Origin of the sequence: Amycolatopsis sp. NPDC021455, assembly GCF_040640995.1 — a bacterium.
Classification (GTDB): domain Bacteria; phylum Actinomycetota; class Actinomycetes; order Mycobacteriales; family Pseudonocardiaceae; genus Amycolatopsis.
The window spans coordinates 76,267-91,723 of sequence record NZ_JBFACT010000034.1 but is presented as its reverse complement, the minus strand read 5'-3'; the positions used below and the strand labels follow the sequence as shown (position 1 = coordinate 91,723).

Below are 15,457 nucleotides of genomic sequence, written 5' to 3'. Positions count from 1 at the left end.
ATTTTTAATTATCATAAACAACGTATTTTGTTTTTGTGGTGCGTCTGACGCACCGAACGCCACATTGGGTGCGTTGGACGCAACCAACGCCACATTGGGGCGCTCGTATACCAGCGCGGCCGGTAGGGCTGGCCCCCGGAAAAGGCCTGGAGCGCGCAGGATTCCGGCACGGACGGCCGGCGCGAAGACTCGGGTGGGTGACCACGACAGAGAACCTCGTCGGCAGCGACTTCGCCCGGCTGAGCCACCGCATCTCCGCCGCCGGGCTGATGGCACGCCGTCCCGGCTACTACACCGCCCGGATCGCCGTCGTCACCGGGTTGTCCGCCGCCGGCTGGGTCGCCTTCGCGCTGCTCGGGAACTCGTGGTGGCAGCTCGCCGTCGCCGCGTTCCAGGCCGTCATGTTCGGGCAGATCGCGTTGCTCTCCCACGATCTCGCGCACAAGCAGGTGTTCCGGCGACGACGGCCGGCCGAGCTCGCCGGGCTGCTGTTCGGCAACCTCGGGATCGGGATGAGCTACGGCTGGTGGATGGACAAGCACACCCGCCACCACGCCAACCCGAACCACGAGGAGCTCGACCCGGACGTCGACCCGGACATCCTCGTGTGGTCGAAGGACCAGGCCCACGCCAGCCGGGGTGTCCCCCGGTTCATCGGGCGGTACCAGGCGTTCCTGTTCTTCCCGCTGCTCACCCTCGAAGGGCTGAACCTGCACTGGTCCGGCATCCGCGCGGTCCGCAAGCCGGGCCTGCGCCGCCGCGGTCTCGAAGCGGCGTTGCTCGCCGCGCACTTCGTTGTCTACTTCAGCGCGCTGATCACGGTTCTCAGTCCCGGCATGGCCCTGCTGTTCTTCGCCGTCCACCAGGGACTCTGGGGTGTCTACATGGGATCGATCTTCGCCCCCAACCACAAGGGCATGCCGACGCTGACCGGGCGGACCGAGCTCGACTTCCTCCGCAAGCAGGTGCTGACCTCCCGCAACGTCCGCGGCGGCGTCGTCACCGACGTCGCCCTCGGCGGGCTCAACTACCAGATCGAGCACCACCTGTTCCCGAGCATGCCGTCGCCGCACCTGCGGCGGGCGCAGCCGATCGTCCAGGCCTACTGCGCCGAGCTGGGCATCCCGTACCTGCAGACGAGCCTCGTCGAGTCCTACCGGCAGGCGCTCACCCACCTGCACGAAGCTGGGGCCCCTCTCAGGAAGCGTTCGTAGACTCGGGGTATGAGGAAGACGATCGCGGCTCTGCGTGACCTGCCGATGGCGTTCGGCGCGAAGGCCACCGGGGCGCGAGCCGAGCGGGTCCGCTCGTCGCCGCAGTTCGACGGCAAGGTGTTCCGCAACGTCGCCCCGCGGCACCCGATGACCGCGGCGGCGATGCGGACCATCTTCCGCGAGATGTTCTTCGGCGAGCACCGCGAGCTGCGCAAACCCGCCCGCCCGGTGCCGCTGGTCGCGGCGGAGCCGGTGCTCGCGGCCGACGGCCTGTACCTGACCTGGTACGGCCACGCGTCGACGCTCGTGGAGCTCGACGGCGCCCGCGTGCTGCTCGACCCGGTGTGGAGCGACCGGGTGTCCCCCGCCGCGTTCGCCGGCCCGCGGCGGCTGCACGAGCCGCCGGTGCCGCTGTCCGCGCTCGGCCGGATCGACGCGGTGGTGATTTCGCACGACCACTACGACCACCTGGACCTGGCGACGATCCGCGAGCTGGTCAGCTCCTCCGAAGCGCCCTTCCTCGTGCCGCTCGGCGTGAGCGCGCACCTGGAACGCTGGCGCGTCCCCGCTGAACGGATCATCGAGCTGGACTGGCACGAAGAGGCGACGGTGGCGGGCGTCCGGTTCGTCGCGACGCCGGCCCAGCACTTCTCCGGCCGCGGCATCACGAACGACGACACGCTGTGGACGTCGTGGGCGCTGCTGGGCCCCTCGCACCGGGTGTTCTACAGCGGCGACACGGGGTATTTCGACGGGTTCGCGGCGACCGGCGCGGAGCACGGCCCGTTCGACGCGGCCCTGATCCAGGTCGGCGCGTACGCCCCGCACTGGCCGGACATCCACATGACCCCGGAGGAAGGCGTCGCGGCGGGCCTCGACGTACGGGCGAAGCTGCTGGTCCCGGTGCACTGGGCGACGTTCCAGCTGGCCATGCACCCGTGGGGCGAGCCGGCGGACCGAGTCTGGAGCGAGGCGAAGGAGGCCGACCTCCCGCTGGCGATCCCCCGCCCGGGCGAGCGCATCGACGTGGCGGCGCCCCCGGAGGTCGACGGCTGGTGGCAGGCGCTGTAACCCCAGGGTCGACACGCGTGATCAGGGCGCCGACACGCGTGATCGGGGCGACGACACGACGCGGTGCGCTCGTGTCGACCCTTCAATCACGCGTGTCGGCGGTTCAATCACGCGTGTCGGCCGCTCGAGCCCGGGAGGGCGTGTGAAGCTGAAGCTGGACCTCCACGACATCTACAACCGCGGCGGCGAGATCGACCGGGCCCTGCGGGCGATCATCGACGAGGCCGTCGCGAAGAAGGCGCCGCTCGTCGAGATCATTCCCGGCAAGGGCTCCGGTCAGCTGAAGAAGCACGTCCTGCGGTTCCTCGAGCGCAAGGACGTCAAGGCGCTGTACCACCGGGTCGAAAAGGACAAGGACAACTTCGGCCGCGTGTTCGTGCACTTCCGCTGGAAGTGACGGCTCAGCCGGGCGGGGGGACGGCCTCGAGCCCCCACGCCTCGCGGAACGCGCCGACCGTCAGCCAGGCCAGCCGGGCGTTGACGGCGAACAGCTGGCGCACCGAGCTGAGGGTGTCGAACGACGCGTCGCCCTCCCCGCGGCCGCGCTCGAGGTCCGCCGGGCTGAACTCCGCGCCGAACACCTCGAGGACCGTGCCCAGGTAGTAGAGGTACCCGAGGGTCTCCAGCTGCAGCCGCCGCAGGGTGGCCAGCTCCTTCTCCGTGGCGGTGACCGGCGGCCGCCGCACCGCGCGAAGCAGCACCTCCGGGTCGGCGACGCCGTGGGCGTCGATGTGCCGGACCAACTCGCTCACGACGACGTCGTCGTCCGTGCCGCGGGCGATCACCGTGCGCAGCGCGCCGCGTTTGTTCCGCAGGTCCTCGCCGACCAGGCGGCGGGCGACGTCCGGCAGCGAGCCGCTCTCGCCGATCACCTGCCGGGCCACCCGGATCAGCTCGCGCGGCAGCCCGCCCGCCAGGCAGTGGCACAGGCACGCGAACGGTTCCGGCAGGGTCAGGATGCGGTTGTTCAGCACCTGCCGCGCTTCGGCGAGGGTGAGGTACTCCAGCCGCAGGATCACGTCGAAGGCGCTGTCGAAGGCGTCCCGCACCGGGAGCCCCCGCCGTTCGAACGACGCGAGGGCGTCCTCCGACACCGAGACGAGCAGCAGGAACCCCGGCACGCCCAGGTCGACGAGCGCCTTGAGCTCGTTGACGAAGTCATGGGCGGCCTCCGGCGAAGCGATCTTGTCCAGCTCGTCGAGGATGATCACCACCGACGGCGTGGCCACCTTGGGCTCTTCGGCCAGGTACTTGACGGTCGAGGCGAGGAAGTCGCTGAAGTCGCGGACGATCTGCGGGTAGGTCCGCGGCTGCCGGGTCACCTCGCGCGAACCGCTGAGCCCGACTTCGGCCCCGCCCAGCCCGCCGACCTTCCCCGACCAGCCCGCGGTGTGCTTCTGCTGGAACTCGATCTCCTCGAGCCGGTCCACCGCCAGCCGCCGCAGCGCGGGCAGGCCACCGGCGGGCGCGGGTTCGCGCGGCCGGTCCGGCAGCGGCGTGGGCGACGCCGTCGAACGCCGGCGCGCGGCCACGGCGAGCAGTGTCCCCGCGGCGAGCAGGGAAACGACGGGCCACCACAGGGACGCGAACCACGACCTGAGGTCGATCTTGGGATCGCGCAACGACAACGAGCCCGCCAGGCCCAGGGCGAGCCAGGCCACGACGACCGCGGCGAACGGCCACCAGCGCCGGAGCCGGGCGCGCCAGGCCGGCCACGGGCTCGGCTGCCCGTCCGCGCCCGCGCCGCGCTCGTCGCAGAACGCGACCACCGCGGCGCACATCCGCGCGTACAGGTACAGCACGAATTCCCGCACGTCGTAGCGCACCGGCACGCTTTCGAGCAATGCGATGTGCGCGCTGTCCACGTCGAGGAGACGGCGGTCGCGGAACGCCTCGAGCCACGTCGACTTGCCCGCGCCGCGGGGGCCGGCCACGCCGACCGCGCCCCCGCTGATGCCGGCCAGGACCAGCTCCAGCCGCAGGCCGCCGGCGGTCTTGCGGACGATCGGCTTGCTCGTGCGCATCTGGCCGAGGACGCCGCGGTCGTAGGCGGGCAACGTCGTGCTGAACGGCGGGTTGAGCATCGCGTTGACGTGGTGGAAGACCCGCTGCCGGACGGTCTCCTCGGCCGCGGCCCACCACGCCTCTTCGGCGGCTTCCCGCTCGCCGCGCAGCCGGTCCCGCTGCCGGACCCACTCCCGGCTGCCGCGCCGGGTCACGTCCCGGGACAGCCCGAGCACCAGCGGACCGCCGAGGACCATCGCCAAGAGGGACACCGCGTCCGCGGACAGCCACCGCACCCAGTCCGGGCCCGGCACCGGCACGGTCAGCGCCAGAGCCGTCAGGACGTACGCGGCGAGCATGACGCGGATCTCCCGGCCGACGACCGGGCCCGGGATGGTGTAGGCCTTCAGGTCCTCTTGCGCGGGCTCGTTGGCCGCGATGTAGGCGAAGAAGGACAGCACGAAGGTCAGCACACCCGCGATGATCCAGAGCCCCCACGCCAGGACCGAGCCCATGCCTTCGACCGACGACGTCCACAACCGCCAGAGGAGCAGCAGGTACACCGAGGCGAAGCCGGTGACCAGGGGCCAGCCCGCGCCGCCGCGGGCCGGTACGCCGGTCAGCCGACGCCCCGCCCGCTGCACAGCCACATAGGCAGGGCGAAGTGCGGCGAAGCCCGCCACCACCACGGCCGCCGACACCCAGAAGTGGCCGCTGGAGCTCCAGGGTGTCCGGAGCAGCTGCCAGAAGAGGAGCGGGAAGATCATCCCCAGCCAGAGCGCGACACCGATCGCCGCGTGCGCGAGCTTGTCCCGGGGATCGGGACGGGCGACGGGCCCCGCGGGATTCTCGTGCGCGGCGAGAGCCGTGCGAGCGCGCCTCAGCTGGGCGATCTCGTTGTTGGTGTCGCTGAGCAGGGCCACCCCGTCCGCGGCCACCCGCTTGACGACGTCGGCCCGCAGGACACCGAGCTGGGTCTCCGAGAGGTCGTGGGTGAGCTGCGGCACGAGGTCGTCGAGCACCCGCTCCGCCAAGGCGGGGAGCCGGTCACGCAGCTCTTCGACCAGCTCGTCGGGAAGAGCATGCCGGGCAACGGGATGAGCCGGTCGCGGAGCGGTCACGGATGGGAAGATTAGCGGACCGCGGCGGTCCGAACGGGCGAATCAGAAACGGCTGTCGTGCCGGGCCTGCGCCCAGGCCCGGTCCCAGGCCGCCGCGTGGAACCGGCTCACGACGAACCGGACGGCGCCGTAAAGCCCCGCCAGCGCGCCGGTGACGGCGACCCACAGCAGGATCGCCGCGAAGACGCCGTCGGCCGCCGAAGCCGACGGCGACAGGGGCTCGCTGGTCAGCTCGCCGTGCTGGTCCAGCCACACGGACACGCGGGTGCCCGCCGGGCTGCCCGCGTCGGCGAGGACCTCGCCGGTGTGGCGGGCGCCGCGCGCGTCGAACCAGGCGGCCTCGACCGTCGTCTGGTCGGCCGGGGCGCCGGCACCGTCGGTGCCGTAGGTCTGCCCGGACGCCGCGGTCAGCGAAACGGCCGTCGCCGGGTGGCGGGTCGTGCGTTCCTCCTGCGCCCGGGTGGTCTGCGCGGCGTAGGTGTCCGAGCCGAACGCCGCGGCGAACGGCACGGCCAGGAGCGCGCCGGCGACCACCAGCATGAGCAGGAGGGCTTCGACGCGGTCTCCCGCGCGCGCGATCGGGTTGCGGCCGGGGTGCAACCGGCGCCGGAACCGGGCGATCCGTCCGCTGGGCCCACGCATGCGCGACTCACTCCTGTCCGCCGAAGATGTCTTCTCGGTAACAGTGTGCGCGCCGGGCTTGGCTTTCTCTGGTGAATGGGACGAGGCCCACCTGTGAAACCGTGCACAACCACTCGGAAGCGTCAACCGCCGGTCACAGCCAGTCGTCGGGACGCGGCCACGGCATCAACGCCGAGAGCGCGTCGCGGGCCGGCTCGGTGACGGCGTACCGGCCGCGGTGGAACAGCAGCGGCCGCGCGTCCGACGGCGCGCCGAGTGCGGTGACCCGGCCGATGACGACGTAGTGGTCACCGGCTTCGTGGACGGCTTCCAAGGAGCAGTCGATCCAGGTCAGCGCGCCGTCGAGCAGCGGCGCCCCGGACGGCGCGGGCGTCCAGCCGAAGCGGGCGAACTTGTCCTCGCCGCGGGCGCCGAACACCGCGCTGACCTCCTGCTGGTCCTCGGCCAGCACGTTGACCGCGAACCGGCCGGCCGCGGCGAGCACCGGCCACGTCCGCGAGGTGCGAGCCGGGCAGAACAGCACCAGCGGCGGGTCGAGCGACAGCGCCGCGAACGACTGGCAGGCGAACCCGGCGAGGGTGTCGCCGTGGCGGCCGGTGACCACCGTGACGCCCGTGCAGAAGTGCCCGAGGACGCTGCGGAACTCGGTCTGGTCGACCGCCACGGACGTCATGACGCGCCGGGCGGCCGCGCGCCGACCGAGAAGTCGTGGCCCCACAGCGAAACCGCGGTGCTTTCGCGCGCGATCCAGTTGTCGTCGTCGACCTGACGGCCTTCGCAGCCGAACTCGACGTCGAAGCCGCCGGGGGTCTTCATGTAGAAGGACAGCATCAGGTCGTTGACGTGCCGGCCTAGGGTGGCCGACATCGGCACCTTCCGCCGGATCGCGCGGTCGAGGCACAGGCCGACGTCGTCGGTGTTCTCCACCTCGACCATCAGGTGCACGATCCCGCTCGGCGTCGGCATCGGCAGGAACGCCAGGCTGTGGTGGCGCGGGTTGCAGCCGAAGAACCGCAGCCACGCGGGCGGGCCGTCGGCGGGCCGGCCGACCAGCTGCGGCGGCAGGCGCATCGAGTCGCGCAGCCGGAAGCCGAGGACATCACGGTAGAACCGCAGCGACGCCTCGTCGTCCTTGGTGGACAAGACGACGTGGCCGAGGCCCTGCTCGCCGGTGACGAACTTGTGGCCGTACGGGCTGACCACGCGCCGGTGCTGCAGCGCGACGCCGTGGAACACCTCCTGGGTGTTGCCGGACGGGTCGTCGAAGCTGATCAGCTCGTCGACGCGGCGGTCGGCCAGCTCGTCGGGCGTGCCTTCCTTGTACGGCACCGACGCACTGTCCAAACGCGACCGGAGCTCGGCCAGCTCGCCGGCGTTCGCGACCTCCCAGCCGGTGACGGCCAGCCGGTCCGCGTCACCCGGGGAGACCACCAGCCGCGCGGGGAAGTCGTCCATGCGCAGGTAGAGCGCGTCCGGGTTGGTGCCGCTGCCTTCCACCATGCCGAGCACCTTGAGGCCGTACTCCCGCCAGGCCGCCATGTCGGTGGCTTCGATGCGGAGGTAGCCCAGTGACCGGATGCCCATCAGGAACTCCCGAGGAAGTCGAGGGCCAGCCGGTTGAACTCGTCGAACTTCTCCAGCTGGGCCCAGTGCCCGCAGCCGCCGAACACGTGCAGCTGCGCGCGCGGAATCGTCTTCAAGGCCACCAGCGCGCCGTCCAGCGGGTTGACGCGGTCCTCGCGGCCCCAGATCAGCAGGACACGCTGGCGCAAGCGGTGGGCTTCGCGCCAGAGCATGCCTTCTTCGTACGTGTCGGGCTGCGCGAACGACATCCCCATCGCCCGCATGGCGGCGAGCGACTCGGGGGTGTTCGCGGCGGCGAAGCGTTCGTCGATCAGCTCGTCGGTGATCAGGTTCTGGTCGTGGACCATGACCCGCAGGAACGCTTCCATCCGCTCGCGCGACGGCTTGGCGGCGAACCGCCCGAGGTTCTTGACGCCTTCGGTCGGATCGGGGGCGAACAGGTTGACGCTCAGCCCGCCCGGCCCCATCAGGACCAGCCGCCCGGCCCGCTTGCCGTGGTTCAACGCGAACCGCACCGCCGCACCGCCGCCGAGGGAGTTGCCGACGAAGTGGGCGCGTTCGATGCCCAGGGCGTCCATCAGGCCGGCGACGGCGTCCGCGCTGTGCCGGAAGTACTGCGGGTGCTCGGTCGGCTTGTCGGACCGCCCGAAGCCGGGCTGGTCGACGGCGATCGTCCGGTAGTGCTTGGCGAACTCCGGCAGGTTGCGGCCGAAGTTGCTCCACGCCGACGCGCCGGGCCCGCCGCCGTGCAGCAGGATCACCGTCTCGGCGTGTTCGGCGCCGGCTTCGTGGTAGTGCAGCTTCAGCGAACCGGCCTGGACGTACTTGCCTTCGGGAGCGGCCATCAGTACATCGCGTTCTCGACGGGCAGCCCGAAGGCGCCGGTGCCGTACATGACGTACGCGCGTTCGGCGTCGTTGGCCGCGTGGACGCGGCCCGCGTGCGCGTCGCGCCAGAAGCGCTGGATCGGCGTCCCCCGCTGGATCGCGCGGCCGCCGGAGTTCTCGAAGAGCCGGTCGATCGCGGCGATCGCGCGTTCGGTGCCGCGCACCTGGTCGCGCCGGACGCGCAGCCGCAGGTCCGCGGGCAGCCGCTCCTCGCGCTTGGCGAGTTCGTACAGCTCTTCGATGTTGCGCGTCAGCTGCAGCCAGGCGGCGTCGATCTCGCTGGCCGCCTCGGCGATCCGCACCTTGGCGAACGGGTCCTCTTTGGACTGTTCACCGGCGTACGCGGCCCGGACGCGCTTGCGCTGGTGCTCGACGTGCGCGTCGTAGGCACCCTGGGCCATGCCGATGATCGGCGCGGTGATCGTGGTCGGGTGCACCGAACCGTACGGCAGCCGGTACAGCGGGCCGGGGTTCACGGCCTGGCCGGGCACCTTGCACTTCGACGTCGCGATGAAGCTGAGAGCCCGGTGCTGCGGCACGAAGACGTCCTCGACGACGATGTCGTTCGAGCCGGTGCCGCGCAGGCCGATCGTGTCCCAGACGTCCACAATGGAGTAGTCGGCGATCGGCAGGAGGTAAGTACAGAAGTCGACCGGCTTGCCGTCCTTGAACGCGGGTCCCCCGAGCAGCACCCACGTGCAGTGGTCGGACCCGGAGGAGAAGCTCCACCGGCCCGAGAGGCGGTAGCCGCCCTCGACGACCTCGGCCTTGCCCATCGGCGCGTACGACGAGGAGATCCGCACGTCCTGGTCCTCGCCCCAGACCTCCTGCTGCGCCTGCGCGTCGAACAGGGCCACGTGCCACGGGTGGACGCCGACGATGGAGGCGACCCAGCCGGTGGACCCGCACGCGCTCGCGATCAGCTTGACCGCGGTGTAGAAGCTCGTCGGGTCGGCTTCGAAGCCCCCGTGGAGCTTCGGCTGCAGCAGCTTGAAGAACCCGGTCTCCTGCAGGGCCTTGACGGACTCCTCGGGGACGCGCCGCGCGTCCTCGGTGTCCTGGGCCCGTTCCCGCAGGACCGGCAGGAGGTCCCGGACCCCGGCGATCACCTGCTCGCTCATGCGCAGTCCTCTCTCTGGCTCACTGCGCCAAGACTAGAACACGTTCTCGTTTTTGTCGAGAACGCCCTGCGCCAGGGCACTGTTGATCCCCGCCCTGCGGCCGGAAAAGACGCAGTCGGCCAGCGAAAGACCGCTCACGTAGGACCTGGAACAGATTCCCACGGCGGTGCGGCCGGCCGCGTACAGCCCCGGGATCGGCCGCCCCGCCGTGCTCCGCACCGCGCCCGTCTCCTCGTCGACGACCAGGCCGCCGAGGGTGAGCATCGGCGTGGGGTAGCCGAGGTTCGGCCGCACCGAGATGTCGATGAGCGAGAACGGCGGGTTCTCCAGCCGCCGCACGAACTCGGCGGGCTTGCCCATCGGGTCCACGCTGCCGTGGTAGGCCTCGACGCTCGCCTTGAGCCCCTCGAGCGCGATCCCGGCCTTGCGCGCGACCTCGCCCAGCGTCGCGCCGACGACCCGGCCGCGGCGCAGCAGGTACCGCAGCTGAAGCCATTGGAACCACTGGCTTTGCTTGCGCCCGTCCCGGCGCGCTTCGGCCACGATCGGCGCGTCGACGAGCAGCCAGCCCTTGCTCTCGTGCTCCTCGATGAGCTTTTCCCCGACCGCGGCGCCGTAGCGGGATTCGTCGATGACCCGCCGCCCTTCGGCGTCGACGATGATCCCGCCGAGGAACGCGCTGGGCGGCGTGACGAACCGCCAGGCGGAGATCCGGCCCAGCTCACCGGTCGCCCCGCCGGCTTCGACGCCCATCCGGATGCCCGAGCCGTTGTCGGCGGACGTGCCGAGCGGCAGCCCGCCGCGGTAGGCGGGGGCGTGCTCACGCACCATCTCGCGGTCGGCGATGAACCCGCCCGCGGCGAGCACGACCCCGCGCCGGGCGGAAATCCGCAGCTCACGGCCGTGCGCGCGCTCGAAGCGCTCGACCCGGCGGTGCAGCGACTTGCGCAGCGACGGGATGTAGATCCCGGGCTTCGCCGCGTACTGGGCGAAGCGCTGGTGCTGAGCGCGCACGCCCGCGGGCGCGTCGCTAAGGGTGTCGGCGACGAGCCCGGTGACGCGGCCTTCGCCGTCGCGGATCAGGGTCCGGGCGGTCGTCTGCGTCAGCACGCGGATGCCACGGGCGCGCACGGCCGCCTTGAGCCGGGCCATCAGCATCTTCCCCGAGGTCCCGGGGCCTTTGACGCGGTGGCCGCGCGGGGCGGGCTTCGCCGCGTCGCGGAACCCGCCGGCGGACTCGCTTCCGGAGTAGTACAGGTAGTGGTCGTCGCTGGGGTACGACGTCTTGTACGGGCAAAGGCTGCCTTCGAACGGCACGCCGTTGTCCTCCAGCCAGGTGATCATCTCCCGGCTGCCTTCGCAGAACCGGCGCAGCGTCTTCTCGGAGACGACGTCGCCGGTTTCGAGCCGCAGATAGGCGTACATCGCGTCGACGGAGTCGTCGACGCCCGCGTCGAGCTGCTGGCGGGTGCCGCCGCCGGCGTAGACGACACCACCGCTGACCGCGCTGGCTCCTCCCCCGGCGAAGCGCTCGACGATGATGACGTCGGCGCCCGCGTCGGCCGCTTCGAGGGCGGCACAGGCGCCGGCCGCCCCGAACCCCACGATGACCACGTCCGCGACGAGTGCGTCCATGGTGGCTACCCTAGAACTGAAACACGTTCTCGTCTATGGTGACCGAAAGCGGCTCTCAACTGGATACTTCTTCCGTGGAACACGTTATAGGTGAGGTGAGATGACCGAGCAGTTCGACGTCGTCGTGGTCGGCAGTGGCGCCGCCGGGATGACCGCCGCGCTGGCTGCGGCCCACCACGGCCTGAGCGTGGTGGTCCTGGAAAAGGCCCCCTGCTTCGGCGGCTCGACCGCGCGCTCCGGCGGCGGTGTCTGGCTGCCCGGCAACCACGCGCTGCGCGCCGCCGGGATCGACGAGCCACCCGAGCTGGCGCGCGAGTACCTGGCCTCGATCGTCGGCGACGTCGTCCCGGCCGTCCGGCGCGACACGTTCCTCGCGCACGGCCCCGAGGTGCTCAAGTTCGTCTGCGACCACACCCCGCTGAAGTTCCGCTGGGTCCGCGACTACAGCGACTACCACCCCGAAGCCCCCGGCGGGCGGCCCGGCGGCCGGTCGGTCGAGCCGGTCGCCTTCGACGGGAACCTCCTCGGCCCCGAACTGGCCCACCTCGAACCGCCCTACAGCGCTCCCCCGATGGGCGTACCGATCACCCAGGCGGACTACCGCTGGCTGAGCCTCCTCGCCCGGCACCCGCGCGGCGCCGTCCGGATGCTCTCGCTGGGCCGGCAGTGGCTCGTCGGCAAACTGCGCGGGCAGCGGCTGCTGAGCATGGGGCAAGCGCTTGCGGCCGGCCTCCGCGTCGGGCTCGCCCAGGCCGGCGTCGAGGTCCGGCTGAACACCGCGCTGGTCGACCTGCAGGTCGCCGACGACCGCGTGACCGGCGTCGTCACCTCGCAAGGGGTCATCGAGGCGCGGCGCGGCGTGATCCTCGGGAGCGGCGGTTTCGAGCGGAACCTGGAGATGCGCGAGAAGTACCAGCGCGCGCCGATCGGCGTCGACTGGACCGTCGGCGCGGAGGCCAACACCGGCGACGGCATCACCGCCGGCCTCAAGCTGGGCGCCGCCCTCGACCTGATGGACGACGCCTGGTGGGGACCGTCGCTGCCGCTCACCGGCGGCCCGTGGTTCGCGCTCGCCGAACGGTCGCGGCCGCGCAGCATCATGGTCGACGCGCAGGGGAAGCGGTTCGCCAACGAGTCGGCGCCGTACGTCGAGGCCGTCCACGCGATGTACGGCGAAGGCGACGGGCCGGGCCGGCACATCCCGACCTGGCTGGTGTTCGACCAGCGCTACAAGGACCGGTACATGTTCACCGGCATCGGGCCGCGCCAGCCGCTGCCCGGCCGCTGGTTCAAGGCCGGGATCGCGGCGAAGTCGTCGACCCTGGCCGGGCTGGCCGCGAAGATCGACGTCCCGGCCGACGCCCTGGAAGCGACCGTCGAGCGCTTCAACGGCTTCGCGCGCCGAGGCGTCGACGAGGACTTCCACCGCGGGGTCAGCAAGTACGACCACTACTACGGCGACCCGCGCAACAAACCGAACCCCAGCCTCGGCCCGCTCGACAAGGCGCCGTTCTACGCGGTGAAGATCGTCCCGGGCGACCTGGGGACCAAGGGCGGGCTGCGCACCGACGAGCACGCGCGGGTACTGCGCGAAGACGGTTCGGTGGTGCCCGGGCTCTACGCCGCGGGCAACGCCAGCGCGGCCGTGATGGGCCGGACGTACGCCGGGCCGGGCGCGACCATCGGTCCCGCCATGGTGTTCGGCTACCTTGCGGCGACGCGGCTGGCGCACGAAGATCAGGGGACCACGGGAGGGCAGCGATGACGCAGGACTCGGTACGCACCATCTACGCCGGCGAGCCGCCGACCCGGTTCGCCCGCGGCTGGCACTGCCTGGGCCTGGCGGAGAACTTCCGCGACGGGAAACCGCACGCGGTCACGGCGTTCGGCACGAAGCTCGTGGTGTGGGCGGACTCGGCGGGCGAGCTGCACGTCCTCGACGGCTACTGCCGGCACATGGGCGGCGACCTCACCCAGGGCACGGTCAAGGGCGACGAGGTCGCCTGCCCGTTCCACGACTGGCGCTGGAACGGCAAGGGCAAGTGCGTCTCGATCCCCTACGCCAAGCGGGTTCCGCTGCGCGCGCGGACGCGGTCGTGGACGTCGGAGGTGCGGAACGGGCAGCTGCTCGTCTGGCACGACCCGGAGGGCAACCCGCCGCCGGCGGAGCTGGCGATCCCGCGGATCGAGGCCGCCGACAGCGCCGAGTGGAGCAACTGGACCTGGGACGAGATCTTCATCGACGGCTCCAACTGCCGGGAGATCATCGACAACGTCGTGGACATGGCGCATTTCTTCTACATCCACTACGCCTACCCGACGTACTTCAAGAACGTCTTCGAAGGCCACATCGCCACGCAGTACCTCAACACCAAGGGCCGCCCGGACATGGGCATGGCGTCGAACTACGGCGGCGAGGACAACCTGCTGCGGTCGGAGGCGTCGTACTTCGGGCCGTCGTACATGATCAACAAGCTGGTGAACTCGTTCCAGGGCTACGAGATCGAGAGCGTGCTCATCAACTGCCACTACCCGGTGACACCGACGTCGTTCGTGCTGCAGTACGGCATGAAGGTGAAGAAGCTGCCGGGGATCTCGGACGAGCACGCGGACAAGATCGCCGCGAAGCTGGCCCGCGGGATCGGCGCCGGGTTCCTGCAGGACGTCGAGATCTGGAAGCACAAGACGCAGATCGACAACCCGCTGCTGTGCGAAGAGGACGGTCCGGTCTACCAGCTCCGCCGGTGGTACCAGCAGTTCTACGTCGACGTCGCCGACGTCACCGACGACATGACGCAGCGGTTCGAGTTCGAAGTGGACACCACGAAGGCGAACGAGGCGTGGGCGGCGGAGGTGGCCGAAAACCTCGCCCGGCAAAAGGCCGAGGCGGAAGTGTGACCACCGCCGAGCAAACCGAGTTCCTGTCGGGCGGGCTGCGGCCGCACGAGTGCCGCAGCTGCGGGACGTGCGTGCTGGTGAAGAAGAACAGCATCCAGCACACGAGCATCCAGTGGACGTCCCGGCCCGCCGACACCTGCCCGGTGTTCGCGGACGCGGAGGGCCCGTCGGCGTTGCTCGACACGTGCCCGAAGCTGGCCGACAGCATCGGCGACGCGGTCCGCGAGGGCACGCTGGCGGTGGCCGATGGCTGAGCGCGTCTACACGCTGACGGTCGCCGACGTCGTCGTCGAGACGCCCGACGCGCGGTCGGTGGTGTTCGAGATCCCCGACGAGCACGCCGACGCGTTTTCCTATACGGCGGGCCAGTTCCTGACGTTGCGGATCCCGAGCGAGCAGACCGGTTCGGTGGCGCGGTGCTACTCGCTTTCCAGCGCGCCGCACGAGAACCGCGTGCAGGTGACGGTCAAGCGGACCGACGGCGGGTACGGGTCGAGCTGGGTCTGCGACACGTTGCGGCCGGGGATGCGGGTCGACGTGCTGGCGCCGGCGGGCGTGTTCTGCCCGACGTCGGTGGACGAGGACTTCCTGCTGTTCGCCGCCGGCAGCGGCATCACGCCGGTGATGGCGATCCTCAAGACGGCCCTGGAGGAGGGCTCCGGCCGGGTCGTGCTGGTCTACGCGAACCGCGACGAGCGCTCGGTGATCTTCGCCGACGAGCTGACGTCGCTGGCGAAGCGGTACGGCGACCGCCTGGTCGTCGTGCACTGGCTGGAAAGCGTCCAGGGGCTCCCGGACGTCGCGCAGCTGCGGGGGCTGGCCTCGGCGTACACGTCGCACGAGGCGTTCCTGTGCGGGCCGGCGCCGTTCATGGCCGCCGTCCGGGAAGCGCTCGGGCAGCTCGGCGTGCCGCGGGAGCGGGTGCACGTCGAGAAGTTCACGTCGCTGACCGGGAACCCGTTCGAAGCGGTCATCGCCGAGGAGGAGCCGGCTTCGGATGAGGCGCCGGCGTCGCTGACGGTGACCCTCGACGGGGAGACGCGGTCGATGGCGTGGCCGCGGCAGCGGAAGCTCCTGGACCGGCTCCTGGAAGACGGCCTGGACGCGCCGTACTCGTGCCGCGAGGGGCAGTGCAGTGCGTGCGCGTGCCGGATCGTCTCGGGTGAGGTGAAGATGCTGCACAACGAGGTCCTGGACGCCGAGGACATCGCCGACGGCATCGTGCTGGCCTGCCAGTCCCTGCCGGTCACCGACGAGGTCTCGATCAGCTACGAATAGGA

14 protein-coding genes are annotated in these 15,457 nt (G+C 71.1%); 7 read left to right on the top strand and 7 right to left on the bottom strand.

The window, feature by feature from the left end; translation table 11 throughout:
- The first annotated feature begins 197 nt into the window (after positions 1-197).
- From AB0G28_RS30500 to AB0G28_RS30490, 3 genes are all read left to right on the top strand, one after another.
- A complete protein-coding gene (locus AB0G28_RS30500) occupies positions 198-1,214 on the top strand; it encodes an acyl-CoA desaturase (protein ID WP_361096597.1) in 1,017 nt (338 codons plus the stop codon).
- 9 nt (positions 1,215-1,223) lie between these two features.
- Positions 1,224-2,285, top strand: coding sequence for an MBL fold metallo-hydrolase (locus AB0G28_RS30495; protein ID WP_361096594.1), 1,062 nt, complete (start codon positions 1,224-1,226; stop codon positions 2,283-2,285).
- 142 nt (positions 2,286-2,427) lie between these two features.
- Positions 2,428-2,682, top strand: coding sequence for a Smr/MutS family protein (locus AB0G28_RS30490; RefSeq protein WP_003092780.1), 255 nt, complete (start codon positions 2,428-2,430; stop codon positions 2,680-2,682).
- A 4-nt stretch (positions 2,683-2,686) separates the two neighbouring features.
- On the opposite strand, the gene AB0G28_RS30485 is transcribed toward AB0G28_RS30490, so the two are convergent.
- The 7 genes from AB0G28_RS30485 to AB0G28_RS30455 form a co-directional block, all read right to left on the bottom strand.
- Complete coding sequence (locus tag AB0G28_RS30485) at positions 2,687-5,410, bottom strand: transcriptional regulator (RefSeq protein ID WP_361096591.1); 2,724 nt, start codon at positions 5,408-5,410, stop codon at positions 2,687-2,689.
- A 42-nt stretch (positions 5,411-5,452) separates the two neighbouring features.
- Entirely contained in the window at positions 5,453-6,052 is a 600-nt protein-coding gene (locus AB0G28_RS30480; protein WP_361096588.1) for a hypothetical protein, read from the bottom strand.
- A 133-nt stretch (positions 6,053-6,185) separates the two neighbouring features.
- Positions 6,186-6,725 carry a 3-hydroxy-9,10-secoandrosta-1,3,5(10)-triene-9,17-dione monooxygenase reductase subunit gene (gene hsaB, locus AB0G28_RS30475; RefSeq protein WP_361096585.1) on the bottom strand — a complete coding sequence of 180 codons (540 nt, stop codon included), beginning with the start codon at positions 6,723-6,725 and terminating at the stop codon, positions 6,186-6,188.
- Positions 6,722-7,636, bottom strand: coding sequence for an iron-dependent extradiol dioxygenase HsaC (gene hsaC, locus AB0G28_RS30470; protein WP_361096582.1), 915 nt, complete (start codon positions 7,634-7,636; stop codon positions 6,722-6,724). Before hsaC ends, hsaB begins: the two co-directional genes overlap by 4 nt.
- Positions 7,636-8,481, bottom strand: coding sequence for a 4,5:9,10-diseco-3-hydroxy-5,9,17-trioxoandrosta-1(10),2-diene-4-oate hydrolase (gene hsaD, locus AB0G28_RS30465; protein WP_361096579.1), 846 nt, complete (start codon positions 8,479-8,481; stop codon positions 7,636-7,638). The genes hsaC and hsaD overlap by 1 nt, the downstream gene beginning before the upstream one ends.
- Positions 8,481-9,644, bottom strand: a complete 1,164-nt coding sequence (hsaA, locus tag AB0G28_RS30460) for a 3-hydroxy-9,10-secoandrosta-1,3,5(10)-triene-9,17-dione monooxygenase oxygenase subunit (RefSeq protein ID WP_361096576.1) — start codon at positions 9,642-9,644, stop codon at positions 8,481-8,483. Before hsaA ends, hsaD begins: the two co-directional genes overlap by 1 nt.
- Positions 9,645-9,677: 33 nt before the next feature.
- Entirely contained in the window at positions 9,678-11,279 is a 1,602-nt protein-coding gene (locus AB0G28_RS30455; protein ID WP_361096573.1) for an FAD-binding protein, read from the bottom strand.
- Positions 11,280-11,379: 100 nt separating this feature from the next.
- On the opposite strand from AB0G28_RS30455, the gene kstD reads away from it, so the two are divergent.
- Genes kstD through AB0G28_RS30435 form a run of 4 tightly spaced genes read left to right on the top strand, consistent with a single transcriptional unit; the run spans position 11,380 to position 15,455 of the window.
- Complete coding sequence (kstD, locus tag AB0G28_RS30450) at positions 11,380-13,044, top strand: 3-oxosteroid 1-dehydrogenase (protein WP_361096570.1); 1,665 nt, start codon at positions 11,380-11,382, stop codon at positions 13,042-13,044.
- On the top strand, positions 13,041-14,177 hold the full coding sequence (locus tag AB0G28_RS30445; protein WP_361096567.1) for a Rieske 2Fe-2S domain-containing protein: 1,137 nt from the start codon (positions 13,041-13,043) through the stop codon (positions 14,175-14,177). The genes kstD and AB0G28_RS30445 overlap by 4 nt, the downstream gene beginning before the upstream one ends.
- On the top strand, positions 14,174-14,431 hold the full coding sequence (locus AB0G28_RS30440) for a hypothetical protein (RefSeq protein ID WP_361096564.1): 258 nt from the start codon (positions 14,174-14,176) through the stop codon (positions 14,429-14,431). Before AB0G28_RS30445 ends, AB0G28_RS30440 begins: the two co-directional genes overlap by 4 nt.
- Positions 14,424-15,455 carry a ferredoxin--NADP reductase gene (locus tag AB0G28_RS30435; protein ID WP_361096561.1) on the top strand — a complete coding sequence of 344 codons (1,032 nt, stop codon included), beginning with the start codon at positions 14,424-14,426 and terminating at the stop codon, positions 15,453-15,455. The genes AB0G28_RS30440 and AB0G28_RS30435 overlap by 8 nt, the downstream gene beginning before the upstream one ends.
- Positions 15,456-15,457 lie beyond the last annotated feature (2 nt).